The sequence below is a fragment of the Pseudomonas sp. PA-5-4B genome (assembly GCF_021606215.1).
GTDB lineage: Bacteria > Pseudomonadota > Gammaproteobacteria > Pseudomonadales > Pseudomonadaceae > Aquipseudomonas > Aquipseudomonas edaphica.
In genome coordinates, this window is the sequence record NZ_WKDB01000078.1 from 1 (window position 1) to 16397 (window position 16397).

Annotated in this window: 13 protein-coding genes; 6 read left to right on the plus strand and 7 right to left on the minus strand. The window is 61.3% G+C overall.

From position 1 onward, the window contains the following. Positions 1-277: 277 nt before the first annotated feature. From GIW28_RS26470 to GIW28_RS26490, 5 genes are read right to left on the minus strand one after another with little or no spacing between them, the layout of a single operon-like run. Entirely contained in the window at positions 278-1282 is a 1005-nt protein-coding gene (locus tag GIW28_RS26470) for a substrate-binding domain-containing protein (RefSeq protein WP_017136516.1), read from the minus strand. A gap of 37 nt (positions 1283-1319) precedes the next feature. After that, positions 1320-2183, minus strand: a complete 864-nt coding sequence (locus GIW28_RS26475) for an SMP-30/gluconolactonase/LRE family protein (RefSeq protein WP_017136517.1) — start codon at positions 2181-2183, stop codon at positions 1320-1322. 14 nt (positions 2184-2197) lie between these two features. Then, positions 2198-3778 carry an aldehyde dehydrogenase (NADP(+)) gene (locus GIW28_RS26480; protein ID WP_236448050.1) on the minus strand — a complete coding sequence of 527 codons (1581 nt, stop codon included), beginning with the start codon at positions 3776-3778 and terminating at the stop codon, positions 2198-2200. 10 nt (positions 3779-3788) lie between these two features. Continuing rightward, positions 3789-4778, minus strand: a complete 990-nt coding sequence (gene araD1, locus GIW28_RS26485) for an AraD1 family protein (protein WP_099547905.1) — start codon at positions 4776-4778, stop codon at positions 3789-3791. A gap of 15 nt (positions 4779-4793) precedes the next feature. Then, positions 4794-6116 (minus strand): MFS transporter, encoded by a 1323-nt coding sequence (locus tag GIW28_RS26490; protein WP_138450592.1) that lies wholly within the window; start codon positions 6114-6116, stop codon positions 4794-4796. A gap of 192 nt (positions 6117-6308) precedes the next feature. Between GIW28_RS26490 and GIW28_RS26495 the strand changes: the two genes are divergently transcribed. From GIW28_RS26495 to GIW28_RS26505, 3 genes are read left to right on the plus strand one after another with little or no spacing between them, the layout of a single operon-like run. Continuing rightward, positions 6309-8045 (plus strand): IlvD/Edd family dehydratase, encoded by a 1737-nt coding sequence (locus GIW28_RS26495; protein ID WP_099489963.1) that lies wholly within the window; start codon positions 6309-6311, stop codon positions 8043-8045. Positions 8046-8093: 48 nt separating this feature from the next. Next, the gene (locus GIW28_RS26500) at positions 8094-8816 is read left to right on the plus strand and encodes a FadR/GntR family transcriptional regulator (RefSeq protein ID WP_017136521.1); all 723 of its coding nucleotides are present in this window, start codon (positions 8094-8096) and stop codon (positions 8814-8816) included. Positions 8817-8858: 42 nt separating this feature from the next. Then, on the plus strand, positions 8859-9536 hold the full coding sequence (locus GIW28_RS26505; RefSeq protein ID WP_017136522.1) for an SOS response-associated peptidase family protein: 678 nt from the start codon (positions 8859-8861) through the stop codon (positions 9534-9536). 4 nt (positions 9537-9540) lie between these two features. Here GIW28_RS26505 and GIW28_RS26510 read toward each other — a convergent pair whose 3' ends face one another. Then, a complete protein-coding gene (locus GIW28_RS26510; protein ID WP_236448154.1) occupies positions 9541-10581 on the minus strand; it encodes a GGDEF domain-containing protein in 1041 nt (346 codons plus the stop codon). Further along, positions 10571-11461, minus strand: coding sequence for a hypothetical protein (locus GIW28_RS26515; RefSeq protein ID WP_017136524.1), 891 nt, complete (start codon positions 11459-11461; stop codon positions 10571-10573). Before GIW28_RS26515 ends, GIW28_RS26510 begins: the two co-directional genes overlap by 11 nt. Positions 11462-11785: 324 nt before the next feature. Here GIW28_RS26515 and GIW28_RS26520 point away from each other — a divergent pair, with 324 nt between their 5' ends. From GIW28_RS26520 to GIW28_RS26530, 3 genes are all read left to right on the plus strand, one after another. Next, positions 11786-12661 (plus strand): bestrophin family protein, encoded by an 876-nt coding sequence (locus GIW28_RS26520; protein ID WP_236447563.1) that lies wholly within the window; start codon positions 11786-11788, stop codon positions 12659-12661. A gap of 101 nt (positions 12662-12762) precedes the next feature. Then, a complete protein-coding gene (locus GIW28_RS26525; protein ID WP_017136526.1) occupies positions 12763-13653 on the plus strand; it encodes a proline iminopeptidase-family hydrolase in 891 nt (296 codons plus the stop codon). Between the two features lie 321 nt (positions 13654-13974). Then, positions 13975-16383, plus strand: a complete 2409-nt coding sequence (locus GIW28_RS26530) for a glucose/quinate/shikimate family membrane-bound PQQ-dependent dehydrogenase (RefSeq protein ID WP_017136527.1) — start codon at positions 13975-13977, stop codon at positions 16381-16383. Positions 16384-16397: the final 14 nt, after the last annotated feature.

Sequence of the window (16397 nt, forward strand, 5' to 3'; positions counted from 1 at the left end):
CACGATGGCCGAACGCAGGCTTGAATCCGTGGGTAACCCGGCAGGACGCCGGGTTAGCCGCGCTGGGCCAAGGATGGCCCATCGCGGCGGCCCACGGATTCAAGCCGGAGTGAGGGCATGCCGAGCCCCAGCGAGGCACCGAGTGGTGGGGCGAAGACCTTTTGGTTACTTTTGGGGCGTTTGCCAAAAGTGACCCGCCGTAAGGGCGGAACCATAGGTAGCCGTTACCGCAGCAACGGATATGTACTCCGTCCGATCCCCCCCCGCCAAGCCTACCTCACTGCCACAACCCAATCTTCGTCAGCTCTTGCTTGAAGTTCTCCCGTGTAATCAGCGTCACCTCGTCCATGGCCGTGTACTTGGGCGGCTCCGTCCCCTTGGTGACCCACTCATACATCATCAGCGCCGTGTTGTAGCCCTCGATATGCGGGCTAGGCAGCATCGAACCGAAAAATCCACTGTCAGCCTTTTTCAGTTCGCCAATGGCATCCGTACCATTGATGCCGATACCAATCACATTGGCCGCAGCAAAACCGGCCGTTTCCGTAGCGCGCACGCCACCGAGCACCGTGTTGTCGTTCATACCGCCGATAATCAGGTTCTTGGCACCGCTGGGCAGCTTGACCAGTGCCGAGTTGGTGGCGTCCATACTGCCCGGTACATCAAGCGTCTTGGCCGCGGTGAACAGAATGTGGTCTTTAGGAAAACCAGCATCTTCCAGGGATTTAACCGAACCGTCAGTGCGCTTTTTACCCGTGTCCAGTTCGTTAAAGGTATTGATCACCGCATAGGTGTCCTTCCAATCCCAACCGCGTTTTTTCGCCTCCGCCGCCATCGCCGCGCCCTGCTTCTGGCCCACTTCAAACGCGGCCATGCCCAGGTATGGCACGTCCTCCATGAAGTTGCCTTTGGCGTCGACAAAACGGTCATCCACCGCAATCACTTTCAGGCCGTTCGCCTTGGCCTTGGCAACGATGGCCGGGCCCAGCGACACATCCGGCGGGCAGATCACAAAGCCCTTGGCGCCGTTGGCCGCCAGGCTGTCGATGGCCGAGAGGGTTTTCTCGCCATCGGGCACGGCGATCTTGATCACGGTAAAGCCATGCTCCTTGCCGGCTTTTTCGGCAAACGCCCATTCGGTCTGGAACCACGGCTCTTCAGCCTGCTTGACCAAAAAACCAATCTTCACGGCTTCAGCGGCCTGCAACAGACCGCCCAAGCTCAGGGCCGACACCGCCACAGCGGCGCAGCACAGGGAACGCATACCTCGACGACGATTCATACGGGTGACTCCTTGTTATTGTTTTCAGGTCTTGGGTTTATCCGGCAAAGCGGTGACAGCGTGTGCCCGGCACATCGACCTCGATGGCCAGCACTGCGCCATCCAGCGGGTGATCGAGTGGGCTGGCGGCGCTGGTGATGTAGAGGGTGGTGAGGTTGGGGCCACCGAACACGCAACTGGTGGGGCGGCTCACGGGCAACTCGACAATGCGGTCGACCTCGCCGGCAGGCGTCAGGCGCAGCAAGCAACTGCCATCCCAACGGGCATTCCAGATATAGCCATCCGCGTCCATCGCCGAGCCATCCGGGCCACCACGCTCATGCGGGCCGAACCAGACCCGGGCAGGCTCGAGCTGACCCTCTGGCTTGACCGCATGCCGGTACAAAGTGCCGTCCAGGCTGTCGCCAAAATGCACGTGCGCGCCGTCATCGCTCCACACCAAGGTGTTGGGAATGCCCAGCCCTTGCAGCAGCGGCGTGACATGCGCGTTGGCATCGATCCGAAACAGGCCGCCGGAACGCCGCGTAATCGGCAGGTCTTCACCCTGCTCGCCAATGTTGTTCTGCATGGTGCCCAACCACAGGCGGCCCTGGGCATCGCAGCGCGCTTCATTGCCACGGTTACCCGGTTGCGGGTCGGCCACGCACAACAGCGTGAGGGCTTCGGTTTCCAGGTTCAGCCGGTACACGCCGCTGCTCAGCGTCACCAGTGCATCCCCGCTTTCACAGGGGATGAAGGCCGAGACGTGCTCGGGCAACTGCCAGATCTGCAACTGCCCGCCCATCAGGCGCAGCGCCTGCTTGCCGGCGATATTCACCCAATACAGCGCCTGGGTCGGCACGTCCCAGAACGGGCCTTCGCCCAGCTGCGCACGGTGCGCAGTGACTGCGGTACACGACATAAAACCTCCTGGTGTTACAGCGGGTCGCGCGATGGCGTGCCATCCACCAGCCGCTGGATACGCAACGGGTTGGCGTTTTTCAACGCGTCGGGCAGCAGGCTATCAGGGTAATTCTGCAAGCACACCGGGCGCAGGAAACGGTCGATGGCCAGGGTGCCGACCGAGGTGCCACGGGCATCGGATGTGGCCGGGTACGGCCCGCCGTGAACCATCGAATCACACACTTCCACGCCGGTCGGGTAGCCGTTGAGCAGGATGCGCCCGACTTTCTGTTCCAGCAGCGGCGTCAGTTCAGTGAAGTGCTGCAGGTCGGCCGGTTCAGCAATGAGCGTCGCAGTGAGCTGGCCGTGTAGACCGTGCAAGGCGGCGCTGAGCTGGGCCTGATCGGCGACCTCGACAAACACCGTGGCAGGGCCGAACACCTCTTCCTGCAACACCTCATCACCGTCGATCAGCAAGCGCGCGTCGGCCTTGAACAGCTGCGGCTGCGCCTGACTGCCCACTTGAGCGCTGCCCGCCAGGTGTTGGATGCCAGGGTGCGCCAAGAGTTTTTCCAAGCCTTTGCCATAACTGCCGAGGGTGCCAGTATTGAGCATGGTTTGCGCCGGCTGTTCACCGATCAGTTGCGCCACCTGTTGGGTAAACGCGGTGAACTGTGGCGAGGCAATACCGATCACCAGGCCAGGGTTGGTGCAGAACTGGCCACAGCCTTGCACCACCGAGGCAGTGAGGTCGCGGGCGATGGTCGCGGCCCTGGCGTGCAAGGCCTGGGGCAGCACAATCACCGGGTTGATGCTCGACATCTCGGCAAATACCGGGATCGGCTGCGGGCGTGCCGCCGCCATATCACACAAGGCACGGCCGCCCTTGAGCGAGCCGGTAAAACCCACGGCCTGGATCGACGGGTGCTTGACCAGCGCCTCACCGACGCCGCCACCGAAGATCATGTTGAACACCCCCGCCGGCATCTCGGTGGCCTCGGCCGCCCGAATGATTGCATCGGCCACCCGCTCAGCCGTCGCCATATGCCCACTGTGCGCCTTGAACACCACCGGGCAGCCGGCCGCCAGCGCGGCAGCGGTGTCGCCGCCGGCGGTGGAAAATGCCAGGGGAAAGTTGCTCGCACCAAACACCGCCACCGGGCCGAGGCCGATGCGGTATTGGCGCAGGTCCGGGCGCGGCAGGGGTTGGCGGTCGGGCAAGGCTCTGTCGATACGCGCGCCGTAAAAATCACCACGACGCAATACCGTAGCGAACAGGCGCATCTGGCCGCTGGTGCGCCCGCGCTCGCCTTTGATGCGCGCAGCAGGTAATGCCGTTTCGCGGCACACCAACTCGATAAAATCATCCCCCAGCGCGTCCAGCTCATCGGCCACCGTCTCCAGGAACTGCGCCCGCCGCGATGCACTTAATGCCCGGTACGCGGGATAGGCGGCAGCGGCGGCCTTGGCGGCGGCATCCACCTCGGCGGGCGTGGCCTGATAGAAATCCTGAGGCAAGGCCTCGCCGGTGCTGGCGTCGACGCTTTTCAGGGTGATGCTGCCCTGGGCGCTGCGCTGGCCGCCGATGTAGTTGTGGCCGAGAAACGGATTCATGCTGATCTCCTTAAAGGCTGATGACAGTGCCAGGTGCGAACGCCGCCTCGGCGCTGCCGACCCGATTGACCAGCGGCGCGCCGAACTCGGCCTGGCTGATCTCGAACACATCCCCCGGCTGGGTACGTATACCGTCGGCGAATGACAAGGTGGCGGTGCCGAAGAAATGAATATGCACGTCGCCCGGGGTCAGGAACTGGCTGTATTTGAAATGGTGGTACTCGAGGTTTTCCAGGCTGTGGCACATGTTCGCCTCGCCACTGAGAAATTCGCTTTCCCATATCACTTGACCGTCTCGGCGGATGCGGCTGGTGCCGGCCAGATGCTCGGGCAACTCACCCACACGCAACTCCGGACCATAGCTGCAACTGCGCAACTTGGAATGGGCCAGGTACAGGTAATTCTTGCGCTCCATGACGTGGTCGGAGAACTCGTTGCCCACCGCAAAACCCAGGCGGTAGGGTTTGCTGTCACGGCCGATCACGTACAACCCGCCGATTTCCGGCTCTTCACCGGCGTCTTCAGCAAAGGGTGGCACCGGGAATGCCTGGCCTGGGCGCACGACAATATTGCCATCGCCCTTATAGAACCATTCCGGTTGCACGCCGGCCTGGCCGGCCGGCGGTTTGCCGCCTTCCACGCCCCATTTGAAGATACGCATGGTGTCGGTCAAGGCACTGTCGTCACCGGCCTGATGCATTTTATCGCGGGCCGAGGCGCTGCCCAGATGCGTGAGGCCAGTGCCGCTGATCAGCATGTGCGCGGGGTCGGGATGGTCGAGCGGCGGCAGGACTTTGAGGTCCGCCAACAGCGCGGCGTAGTCGTAACTGTCGCCCAGCCCGAGGCTGTCGACCTGTTGCGCCAGGCCCACACCGGCATCGATGGCGGCCAGCGCCAACTCACGCACGCTGCGCGCGGTGTGCACTTCGCGCAGTGTGTTGCCTTGCACCACGCCGACACGACGCTCACCGTTACGCAATTCGAACTGAACTAAACGCATCAAACTTCTCCAGGATTAAGTACGTGTGGCGCCTCGGGCGCTGGCGGCAAACTGGTCGGCAGGCAGCACATGCTTGCGCTCCAGCACGCGGTACACCACAGCGGTCAAGACCAGCCCGAACACCATTACCCCGGCCAAGAAATACAGGCCCGAAGCCAGGTTGCCGGTGTATTCCTTGAGCGCGCCGATCACGAACGGGCCGATATAGCCGCCCAGGTTGCCCACCGAGTTAATCAACGCGATGCCCGCCGCCGCACTGGCGCCGGCAAAGAACCGCCCCGGCAAGGTCCAGAACACCGCCGTGCAGGAAAACAAGGCGAATGCCGCCAGGCACAGCGCCGCCATTTGCAGCACCGGCACGCTCAGCCAGGCACTGCAAAACAAGCCGATGGCGCCGAGCACATAGAGCACGGCAAGGTGGCCATAACGATCGTTCAAACGGTCGGAACTGCGCGGGATGATCAGCAGCCCGATGATGCCGAAAATGTAGGGTACCGCCGAGATAAAGCCGGTCACCAAGTCAGTGCCGCCGAACTGTTTGATCAGGGTCGGCAACCACAGGCCCAAGCCATAGATGCTCAAGGTCACCGGCAGATAGAACAGCGCCAGCAACAACACGCGCTTGTCCTTGAGGGCATGCAGCGGGTTGCCGTGGCGGGTCTGGCCGAAGGCTTGCAGGTCCTTGGCCAACTCAGCGGTCAGCCAGGCTTTTTCGTCTTCGCTCATCCAGTTGACCTGCTTGGGGCCGTCCGGCAGAAAGCGCAACACCGGCCAGGTCAGCAGCAACGCCGGCGTGCCGATCACGATAAACAGCCATTGCCAGCCGTGCAGACCAAGGATGCCGTCCATGCCCAGCAGGCCGCCGGACACGGGCCCGGTGATCATCATGGCAATCGGCTGGGAGAGGATAAACAGCCCCAGGATCTTGCCGCGATGGCGCACCGGGAACCACTGGGTGATGTAGTACAGCACGCCCGGAAAGAACCCGGCTTCGGCCGCGCCGAGCAAAAAGCGCATCACATAAAAACTGTGCGGCCCCTGCACAAAGGCCATACCAATGGTGATGGCGCCCCAGGTGAGCATGATCCGTGCAAACCAGCGCCGCGCGCCAAAACGGTCGAGCATCAGGTTGCTGGGGATCTCAAACAGGAAGTAGCCAATAAAGAACAACCCCGCCCCCAGGCCATAGGCGGCATCGCCGATGCCGACGTCGGCGCCCATGTGCAGCTTGGCAAACCCCACCGCCGAGCGGTCCACGTAGGCGATCAGGTACAGCAGGATCAGGAAGGGAATCAGTTTCAGCGTGATACGCCGAACAAGCCGCAGTTCCTGGCTCATGGGGTCGATCTCCGATTGTTGTTTTTATAGAAGCTCGGGGGCTGCCTCTCGCGAAAATCCGCCAGGGTCAAACCTCAATTAAGCTGGACTATATAGTATGACTATTTGCAAAACAACACTTCCAAATCTGCGTTTTTGCGCTTATGTTTAAGCGCATATAGAACATATAGTCATACAATAAGAGAGTCGATCATGCCTGATAAAAAGCCCGCCCTACGCTCCGCCCAGTGGTTTGGCACCGCCGACAAGAACGGTTTCATGTACCGCAGCTGGATGAAGAACCAGGGCATTGCCGACCATCAGTTCCATGGCAAACCGATCATTGGCATTTGCAACACCTGGTCGGAACTGACCCCGTGCAACGCGCATTTCCGCCAGATCGCCGAGCACGTCAAACGCGGTGTGATCGAGGCCGGTGGTTTCCCGGTGGAATTCCCGGTGTTCTCCAATGGCGAATCCAACCTGCGCCCCACCGCCATGCTCACCCGCAACCTGGCGAGCATGGATGTAGAGGAAGCCATTCGCGGCAACCCCATCGACGGCGTGGTGCTGCTCACCGGCTGCGACAAAACCACCCCGGCGCTGCTGATGGGCGCGGCCAGTTGTGACGTGCCGGCCATCGTGGTCACCGGCGGGCCGATGCTCAACGGCAAGCACAAGGGCCAGGACATCGGCTCGGGTACGGTGGTGTGGCAACTGAGCGAGCAGGTCAAGGCCGGCACCATCACCCTTGACGATTTCCTTGCGGCCGAAGGCGGCATGTCGCGCTCGGCGGGCACCTGCAACACCATGGGCACTGCGTCGACCATGGCCTGCATGGCCGAAGCACTCGGCACTTCCCTGCCCCACAACGCGGCGATTCCGGCGGTGGATGCGCGGCGCTATGTGCTGGCGCATATGTCTGGCATGCGCGCGGTCGAGATGGTGCGTGAGGATTTGAAACTGTCGAAGATCCTCACCAAGGAAGCATTTGAAAACGCGATCCGGGTGAATGCGGCCATCGGCGGTTCGACCAACGCGGTGATCCACCTCAAAGCTATCGCCGGGCGCATTGGCGTCGAGCTCGACCTCGACGATTGGACCCGCATGGGCCGTGGCATGCCGACCATCGTCGACCTGCAGCCGTCAGGCCGTTTCCTGATGGAAGAGTTCTACTACGCCGGCGGCCTGCCGGCCGTGCTGCGTCGCCTGGGCGAAGCCAACCTGATCCCGCATCCGAATGCCTTGACGGTCAATGGCAAGTCGTTGGGCGAGAACACCCAGGACTCGCCGATCTACGGCCAGGATGAGGTGATCCGCACCCTCGATAACCCGATCCGCGCCGATGGCGGTATTTGCGTATTGCGCGGCAACCTGGCGCCGCTGGGCGCCGTGCTCAAGCCTTCCGCCGCCAGCCCCGAGTTGATGCAGCACCGTGGCCGCGCGGTGGTGTTCGAGAACTTCGACATGTACAAGGCACGCATCAATGACCCGGCACTGGACGTGGATGCCAACTCGATTCTGGTCATGAAAAACTGTGGCCCCAAGGGTTACCCCGGCATGGCCGAAGTCGGCAACATGGGCCTGCCCGCCAAGCTGCTGGCCCAGGGCGTGACTGACATGGTGCGCATTTCCGATGCACGCATGAGCGGCACCGCCTACGGCACGGTGGTGCTGCACGTGGCACCGGAAGCTGCCGCCGGTGGGCCGCTGGCCACGGTGCAGGAAGGTGACTGGATCGAGCTCGACTGCGCCAACGGCCGGTTGCACCTGGATATCCCCGACGCCGAACTGGCGGCGCGCATGGCTGACCTTGCGCCAGCGCAAAACCTGATCGTCGGCGGCTACCGCCAGCTGTATATCGATCACGTGCTGCAGGCCGATCAAGGCTGCGACTTCGACTTCCTGGTGGGCTGCCGTGGCGCTGAAGTCCCCCGGCATTCCCACTAATTGGGATGCTATGATGCCGCGAACCTAAGCCAGAGCCTCCCCGTCGTTATGGATCACCAGCCGCCCAAGCCGCGCAAGAGCCAGCATGCCCAGATCGTTCAGGACTTGGGCATGCACATCGTTTCCGGTCGCTTCAAGCCCGAAGAACGCCTGCCCATGGAAGCCACGCTGTGCGAGGAATACCAGGTCAGCCGCTCGGTGTTGCGTGAGGCGACCCGCGTGCTCAGCGCCAAGGGCCTGGTGTACTCCAAACCACGGGTGGGCGCGGTGGTGCGTCCACGGGTGAAATGGCATTTGCTTGACCCGGACGTGCTGTCCTGGCTGATGCAGTCCACGCCCCACAGCGAATTCTTCAACACCCTGGCCGGCGTGCGGCGCATCCTCGAACCGGAAATCGCCGCCATGGCCGCGACCACGGCCACCGCCGAAGACATCGCCACCATCGAAACCGCCTACCGGGGCATGGAAACCGCCAAGACCCACGATGACCTGCTGCAGGCCGACCTGGACTTCCACCGAGCCATCGCCGACGCGACCCGCAACGACTTGCTCGCCTACATGTGCAACATGCTGTCGTTGCCGCTGCGCGAGTCGATCAACATCACCAACCGCCGTCCTGACATCCAGGGCCTGAGCCTGCCCCGCCACAAAGCGATCCTCACCGCCATCCAGAACCGTGACGCCCTCGGCGCCCGGCACGCCTCGCTGGTGCAACTGGATGACACGCGGGTGGCGCTGGACACGGTGATGAACGTGCTCACGCCGCTGTAAATTGATCGTCTACGCTCAGGGAGTCAGTTCGAGGAACCGGCCATGTGCGGACGACTTTCGCAGTACCGCGGTATTCATGACTTTGTGGCGGCGCTGAGCATGCCCAATGCGCTGGCCAATAGCGTGGGCGACCAGCCGCTTGAGCGCTACAACGTGGCGCCGACCACCCCCGTGGCGTTACTGCACCTGGACAATGATCTTTTGCACGCTGACCCGGTGCGTTGGGGCTGGCGCCCGCACTGGAGCAAAGAACGCCTGCTGGCGATCAACGCGCGTGTCGAGAAGGTCGCGCACGGCGCGTTCTTTCGCGCGATCTGGCCGCATCGCGCAATTGCGCCGGTGGACAACTGGTTTGAATGGGTGGATGAAGGCGGCGCGAAAAAACAGCCCTACCTGATTCGTCGCCGCGACGGCGCGCCGGTATTCTGTGCCGCCATAGGCCAACTGCCCGACGCCGATGAGGGCGCGCACGCGCACGATGGCTTCGTGATCATCACCGCCGACAGCGCCGGTGGCATGCTCGACATCCATGACCGCAGGCCCGTGGTGTTCACTCCGGAACTGGCCCGTGAGTGGCTGGACCCGGCCACCTCCCGAAGTCGCGCCGAGCAGATGGTGCTGTTGCAGGGCGACCCGGCAGACGTGTTCGAATGGTTCAAGGTCGACAGTGCCGTGGGCAACACACGCAACCATGGGCCAGCGTTGATCCAGCCGCGCTGAGCACTCATTGGGCGACTGCACACCCGTGCGGATTAATCGGCCTGCCCTCCACATAGGCCCGGTCCTTGCCATTTTGCTTGGCGCCATACAGGTTGCGGTCAGCGTCCTTAAGCACTGCCGACATCTGGTCCCCCGCCGAAAACCGCGCCATTCCCGCGCTGCACGTGTAATTGTGCGGCGCCGCCACACTGTGCCGGATAGCCTGCAACAAATCCCGTGCGAACTCGCAGGCGACAGCCGGGTCGTCGCCCAACAGCAGCACGCCGAATTCTTCGCCGCCGATCCTGCCGAAACTGTGGCTGCCTTTGGCGGTTTTCAGGCAGGTGGCCATGGCGCAAAGAATGCTGTCGCCCACATCGTGGCCATACCGGTCATTTTTGAGTTTGAAACTGTCGATATCCAACATCATGAAATAGCCGCTGTGGCCGCTGGCGATCAACGCTTCAAAGCCCTGCATGAAGGCGCGCCGGTTGAGAATGGAGGTCAGGTAATCCGTCTCTGCCAGCTCGCGAAACTCACTTTCTACCAGCAACACCGAGCGCAGGTTCTTCAAATAGGAAAAACTCAGGATAAAACCGATGGCCACCGACGCGACGCAAAAAATATACAGATAGACCTGGGCATCGCCGTAAATGTCCGCCTGGATGCACGGCCATAAAATCAACCAGACCAACGTGGCGCAGACCAGATAATCCTGCACACTGATAAACAGGATGGCGCTGCTGATCACCAGGATAACCGCCAGCGGCAAGCCAAACAGGCGCAACTCTCCATGCGCGCTGATGACATAGGCAAACCCCACGGACAGTAGCACGACATACACAACCCCGAGCGCACGCCACAGGTAAAAGTGGGGGGTCATATGGTGCAGTCGACACACCGCCATCAGGCACAGGCTGATCGCCACCAGATATATATCCAGCTGCATGTCCGGATGAATCAACAACACCCCGAGCCAGGCAATAATCCCGATTAACTCGGCCTGGGTGACCGCTGGCGACAGTAACCGGCGCATCCGTGGCCTTAACTTCAAATTAGCAGGCATCCCTTTCCCCTCTTTCAACCGCGTGCAGGCCAACCGCAAATGAAAACGCCATAAACCGTCTTACCAGGCAAACAAAAGCCGGCAGCACTTCCAGCTGTTTTTTCGCATGCACTTTGAAATAGCCCTTCTCGACACCCTCCCGGACCATTCTAATAATATGGGTTTTTGATACCGACAGCTGCTGGGCGAGCGCAAGATAAGATGACGATTTGAAGGTCATGCGCTCGTTTTCCGGTGAAAAGGCATCGTTATATATCGCCAGCATCAACAAATGGCCTGCATCTTTCTTCACCAGCCAAAAACAGTCGGGCAGCAACACATCAACGGTCATTTCGTCGGCCAGGATCTGAGCGAAGCCTTTGAAATAAAGGGCTAGAAAACTGCGGTCGTCCATCTCGCGCATTGTGCGAAAACGCTCCTTCTCAGGGCACATCAGCGCCAGTGAGTCGGTAATGGACGTCAGCATCAGCCGCACTTCCCGGCAGGCTTCATCCGAGGGCGCATACACCCTGAACCGGCTGTCCTCCGGGTGTGCGTCGACCACCATGAACCCCAGCGCCCGAAACAGCAGGAAGATCGACTCCAGGCTGTTTCTTGAGCAATACCCCCGCGCCACACAAAAGGCTTTCACCTCGCAAAGCAAGGCTGTCGGTTTGGAAAAGTACTCGCTGAACAGTGCAAATGAGACCATCAAACGGCTGTATTTCATTGCACTTTTGTAGAAAAACGGGCGTTTCGAGTAAGGGCCAAGAAGCACCTGATAATGTGCCCGAATACAAGATTCAAAGTCCTCATGACGTTCAAGTGCTTGTGCAGTATTACCGATATCCAACTTTAACGAACTGACACGCATGAAAGAACCCTGATCAACCAACTTCATCCCACTGATCTAGACTACAAAGTTCACGTAGTCAGGTCCCAAAACAAATCACGTCGTAAAACGGCCCCTGATGGCGCTTTGCCTTTGGGGTCAATGTACAGTGATTGCCGCGTGGCACAGCATCATTACCAAAGTTGTTCCAACTGCACTTCCTGGGCTATTTGCTAACGCGCAAGCGGTGAACTTGCTTGAAATAGCAGTGCAAAGATTGCGTGTGAAGCAGAGCCAATAAATGGCGCCAGAAATATGACCGCGAACCTTTCACCGCCCCCGGGCGTCCGAGCTAGGGTATTTATTGCCCATTGCTCGCCGTGAGGTCCTCGCTTGAAAGCCGCCATCATCAAAAAGTACCGCCTGATTATCAAAACCATGGGCTATGTGGGTTGGGCCTTGTTCTGGCTGTTGTTGTGGGATGTGGCTGTCACGGTCGATTTCATGTTGTTCCTGACCACCAAGATCAACTTGCCGCTGATGCCGCTGACCCTGCTGGGGTCGGCGCTGGTGGTGTTGATCAGCTTTCGTAACAGCAGCGCCTATAACCGCTGGTGGGAAGCACGCACGTTGTGGGGCGCGATGGTGAATAACTCGCGCAGTTTCGCCCGCCAGGTGCTGACACTGCTGGATGACCCCGAGGGCGAGGTAAACCCGGTCAAGGCCACCCTGTTGCGCCGCCATGTGGCCTATGTGAATTGCCTGGCGGCGCACCTCAAGGGCCGCCCGTGCCCGGATGAAGTACGTGCGTTTATCCCCGCCGAAGAGTTTGCGCGCAATGGCGCCACCAACAACTTTGCCAATGACATCCTCACCGGATCAGCGACGTTATTGGCCCGCGAATACAAGGCCGGGCACATGGACAGTATTCGCCTGGCGCGACTGGAGTCGACCCTGGTAGACCTGTCCAACGCCCAGGGCGGCATGGAACGTATCGCCAATACGCCGCTGCCCTACCCTTACGTATATTTCCCTCGGCTGTTTATCTCGCTGTTTTGCCTGATCGTACCAGTGGGCCTGGTGGAGTCCCTGGGCTGGTTCACCCCGCTGGCGTCAACGGTAGTGGGGTTTATGCTGCTGGCGATCGAACGCATCGGCACCGACCTGCAAAGCCCGTTTCATTCCAGCGAACATCAGATCCAGATGGAAACCATCTGCGAAACCATCGAGAAGAACCTGCAGTCGATGCAGCGGGATGCGCTGGCTTAAGCCCAGGGTGCTTTTAATTCAAGAACCTATCATTTTTACCAGTGCCCCTGACGCGCGGTTTTGACTAGCCTTTAGCGCATCTATCCAAGGAGGCACACAGCATGCAGGTTCGCGAAGGTTATGCCGATTTCCGTGGCTACCGGACATGGTTCCGGGTCACTGGCGATTTGAGTTCCGGGCGCTTGCCCTTGATCGTCGCGCACGGCGGCCCCGGCTGCACCCATGACTACGTCGACAGTTTCAAGGACCTGGCCGACACAGGGCGCGCGGTGGTGCACTACGACCAGTTGGGCAATGGCCGCTCCACTCACCTGCGCGACGCATCTGCTGACTTCTGGAACGTGGCGTTGTTCCTGGCGGAACTGGACAACCTGATCGAGCATTTGGACATCAGCGACTACGCGCTGCTGGGCCAGTCCTGGGGCGGCATGCTTGGGGCTGAACACGCGGTACGCCAACCCGCCGGCTTAAAGGCATTGATCATCGCCAATTCGCCCGCCTCCATGGACCTGTGGTGCGCCGCCGCGAATGAGCTGCGCCAGGCATTGCCCACCGAAGTGCAGGCCACCCTGCTGCGCCATGAGGCGGCAGGCACCACTGACAGCGCCGAGTACCGCGCAGCCTCGGATGTGTATTACGCCCGCCACGTCTGCCGCCTCCAGCCGGAGCCCGCCGAAGTGCTGCGCACCAATGCCGCCATCGAAGACGACCCGACCGTTTATCACACCATGAACGGCCCCACTGAATTCCACGTGATCGGCAGCCTGCGCCACTGGAGCATCATCGAGCGACTGCCACGCATCCAGGTGCCGACGTTGTTGATCTCCGGGCGCTTTGATGAAGCCACACCCGCCACGGTACAGCCGTTTGCCGATGGCATCCGCGACGTGCGCTGGCAGATTTTTGAGCAGTCGAGCCATATGCCGCATGTCGAAGAACGTGAGGCGTGCATGGCGTGTGTGGGGGCGTTTCTGGCGCACGTGGAGCAATAGCCAAATAGCCAAATTGAGCTTTGTGGCTGACGCTCTACACTAAAGCCAATGTGGAATGGGGCTGGTGTGGGAGCTGGCTTGCCTGCGATGACATCAACTGGGTGTACCTGATGTACCGAGGTGTCTGCATCGCAGGCAAGCCAGCTCCCACAGTTGGTTTTTGTCGCTGGGGACATCTGTGTTCGCATCGGCGCCCTGCGAACCGGGGTTTTGCTGTTGTACCCACATTTGTAAAAGACTATTACGCAGCACAATGTACTAACTGGTTACTTATATTGCTAAAATCGCGTCTTTGCCCTCTCACCTTCGAGTCCTGTCGACATGAAAAGAGCATCGCGCGCCGCTGGCGCCTCTAGATTTCTCCTGCTGGGCCTGGGCGTGGTTATCGCCCTGCTCGGCGTAGCGCTGGCTGTGGGCGGCGCCAAGCTGGTCAGCCTGGGCGGTTCCTGGTACTTCCTGGTCGGTGGCGTGGCCATGGCCGTTTCCGGCATGTTGATCGCGCGGCGCAAGCCGGCGGGCGCCTGGCTGTTCGCCGCGTTCCTGGTTGGCACCGCCGTGTGGGCGATTGCGGACGTGGGCCTGGTGTACTGGCCGCTGTTCTCGCGGCTGTTCATGTTTGCCGTGATCGGCCTGGTGGTGGCGCTGGTGTATCCGCTGCTGGCCGGCCGACCGGCGCGTGGCGCCTATGGCGTTGCCGCCGTGCTGGCCGTCGGCGTGGCGGTGGCGGCGAGCAATATGTTCGTTGCACACCCAAGCGTTGCGCCCACCGGCAAAGGCCCTGGCGTCACGCCAGTGGCCGCCGCCGATGCGCAGAAGGACTGGGCGCATTACGGCAACACCGAAGGCGGCAGCCGTTTTGCGGCGCTGGACCAGATCAACCGCGACACGGTCAATAAGCTCAAAGTGGCGTGGACCTACCACACCGGCGACGTGGCGATCAGCGACGGCAACGGTGCCGAAGACCAACTGACGCCCCTGCAGATCGGCAACAAGGTATTCATCTGCACCCCGCACAACAACCTGATCGCCCTGGATGCCGACACCGGCAAAGAGCTGTGGAAGAACGAAGTCAACGCCAAATCGGCGGTCTGGCAGCGTTGCCGTGGCATGGCGTATTTCGATGCCACTGCGCCGATTGCCCAGCCAACCCAGCCAAACAGCTCGCCGATCATTGCTGCCAGCGTACCGGCCGGGGCGCAATGCCAACGCCGCTTGCTGACCAACACCATTGATGCGCGCCTGATCGCGGTGGATGCCGACACCGGCAAGTTCTGCGAAGACTTCGGCACCCACGGCCAGGTGGACCTCAAAGCCGGCCTGGGCAATGTGCCCGACAGCTACTACCAGCTCTCCTCTGCGCCCTTGATCGCCGGCACCACCGTAGTGGTCGGCGGCCGCGTGGCAGATAACGTGCAAACCGATATGCCCGGCGGTGTGATCCGCGGCTTCGACGTGATCAGCGGCCAGATGCGCTGGGCCTTCGACCCGGGCAACCCCGAAGACAAGCAGGCCCCGGCAGCCGGCAGCACTTATGTACGCAGCACGCCGAACAGCTGGGCACCGATGTCTTATGACCCGCTGATGAACACAGTCTTCCTGCCGATGGGCAGCTCGTCCACCGACATCTACGGCGTTGAACGTACCCAACTGAACCACAAATACGGCGCTTCGGTGCTGGCGCTGGACGCCTCTACCGGTGCAGAAAAGTGGGTGTACCAGACCGTCCACAATGACCTGTGGGACTTCGACCTGCCGATGCAGCCGAGCCTGATCGACTTCACCCCACCGGGCAGCGACAAGGCCGTGCCAGCGGTGGTGATCGGCACCAAGGCCGGGCAGATCTATGTGCTCGACCGCGCCACCGGCAAGCCGCTGACCGACGTGAAGGAAGTACCGGTCAAGGCCGCCAACATCCCCAACGAGCCTTACTCGCTGACCCAGCCTAAATCGGTGGGCATGCCGCAGATCGGCGCGCAGACGCTGACCGAATCGGACATGTGGGGCGCCACGCCGTTCGACCAATTGCTGTGCCGTATCGACTTCAAGGGCATGCGCTACGAAGGGTTGTACACCGCGCCGGGCACGGATAAATCGCTGAGTTTCCCGGGTTCTTTGGGCGGCATGAACTGGGGCAGTATTTCCACCGACCCGGTGCACGGCTTTATCTTCGTCAATGACATGCGCCTGGGCCTGTGGATCCAGATGGTGCCGTCGCAGAACAAGGCCCAGGCCGCGTCCGGTGGTGAAGCGCTGAACACCGGCATGGGCGCCGTGCCGCTCAAGGGCACGCCGTATGCGGTGAACAAAAACCGCTTCCTGTCCGTGGCTGGCATCCCGTGCCAGGCACCGCCGTTCGGCACCCTGACGGCCATCGACATGAAGACTCAGCAGATCGCCTGGCAAGTGCCGGTGGGCACTGTTGAGGACACCGGCCCGTTGGGCATCCGCATGCACCTGCCGATCAAGGTCGGCCTGCCGACGCTGGGCGGCACCTTGTCGACTCAGGGCGGGCTGATCTTTATCGCCGGCACCCAGGACTTCTACCTGCGCGCCTTCAACAGCGGCAACGGTGATGAAGTCTGGAAAGCCCGCCTGCCAGTGGGCAGCCAGGGCGGCCCGATGACCTATGTGTCGCCAAAAACCGGTAAGCAATACATCGTCATCACCGCCGGCGGTGCTCGCCAGTCCACTGACCGTGGCGACTACGTAATCGCCTACGCCCTGCCGTAACGCCCCTCTGTTCG

Coding starts and splice junctions, on each gene's coding strand:
- GIW28_RS26490 (WP_138450592.1), bottom strand. CDS start 6,116: ATGAGCCAGGAACTGCGGCTTGTTCGGCGTATCACGCTGAAACTGATT.
- GIW28_RS26510 (WP_236448154.1), bottom strand. CDS start 10,581: ATGCCTGCTAATTTGAAGTTAAGGCCACGGATGCGCCGGTTACTGTCG.
- GIW28_RS26475 (WP_017136517.1), bottom strand. CDS start 2,183: ATGTCGTGTACCGCAGTCACTGCGCACCGTGCGCAGCTGGGCGAAGGC.
- GIW28_RS26470 (WP_017136516.1), bottom strand. CDS start 1,282: ATGAATCGTCGTCGAGGTATGCGTTCCCTGTGCTGCGCCGCTGTGGCG.
- araD1 (WP_099547905.1), bottom strand. CDS start 4,778: ATGCGTTTAGTTCAGTTCGAATTGCGTAACGGTGAGCGTCGTGTCGGC.
- GIW28_RS26500 (WP_017136521.1), top strand. CDS start 8,094: ATGGATCACCAGCCGCCCAAGCCGCGCAAGAGCCAGCATGCCCAGATC.
- GIW28_RS26480 (WP_236448050.1), bottom strand. CDS start 3,778: ATGAATCCGTTTCTCGGCCACAACTACATCGGCGGCCAGCGCAGCGCC.
- GIW28_RS26525 (WP_017136526.1), top strand. CDS start 12,763: ATGCAGGTTCGCGAAGGTTATGCCGATTTCCGTGGCTACCGGACATGG.
- GIW28_RS26530 (WP_017136527.1), top strand. CDS start 13,975: ATGAAAAGAGCATCGCGCGCCGCTGGCGCCTCTAGATTTCTCCTGCTG.
- GIW28_RS26505 (WP_017136522.1), top strand. CDS start 8,859: ATGTGCGGACGACTTTCGCAGTACCGCGGTATTCATGACTTTGTGGCG.
- GIW28_RS26495 (WP_099489963.1), top strand. CDS start 6,309: ATGCCTGATAAAAAGCCCGCCCTACGCTCCGCCCAGTGGTTTGGCACC.
- GIW28_RS26515 (WP_017136524.1), bottom strand. CDS start 11,461: ATGAAGTTGGTTGATCAGGGTTCTTTCATGCGTGTCAGTTCGTTAAAG.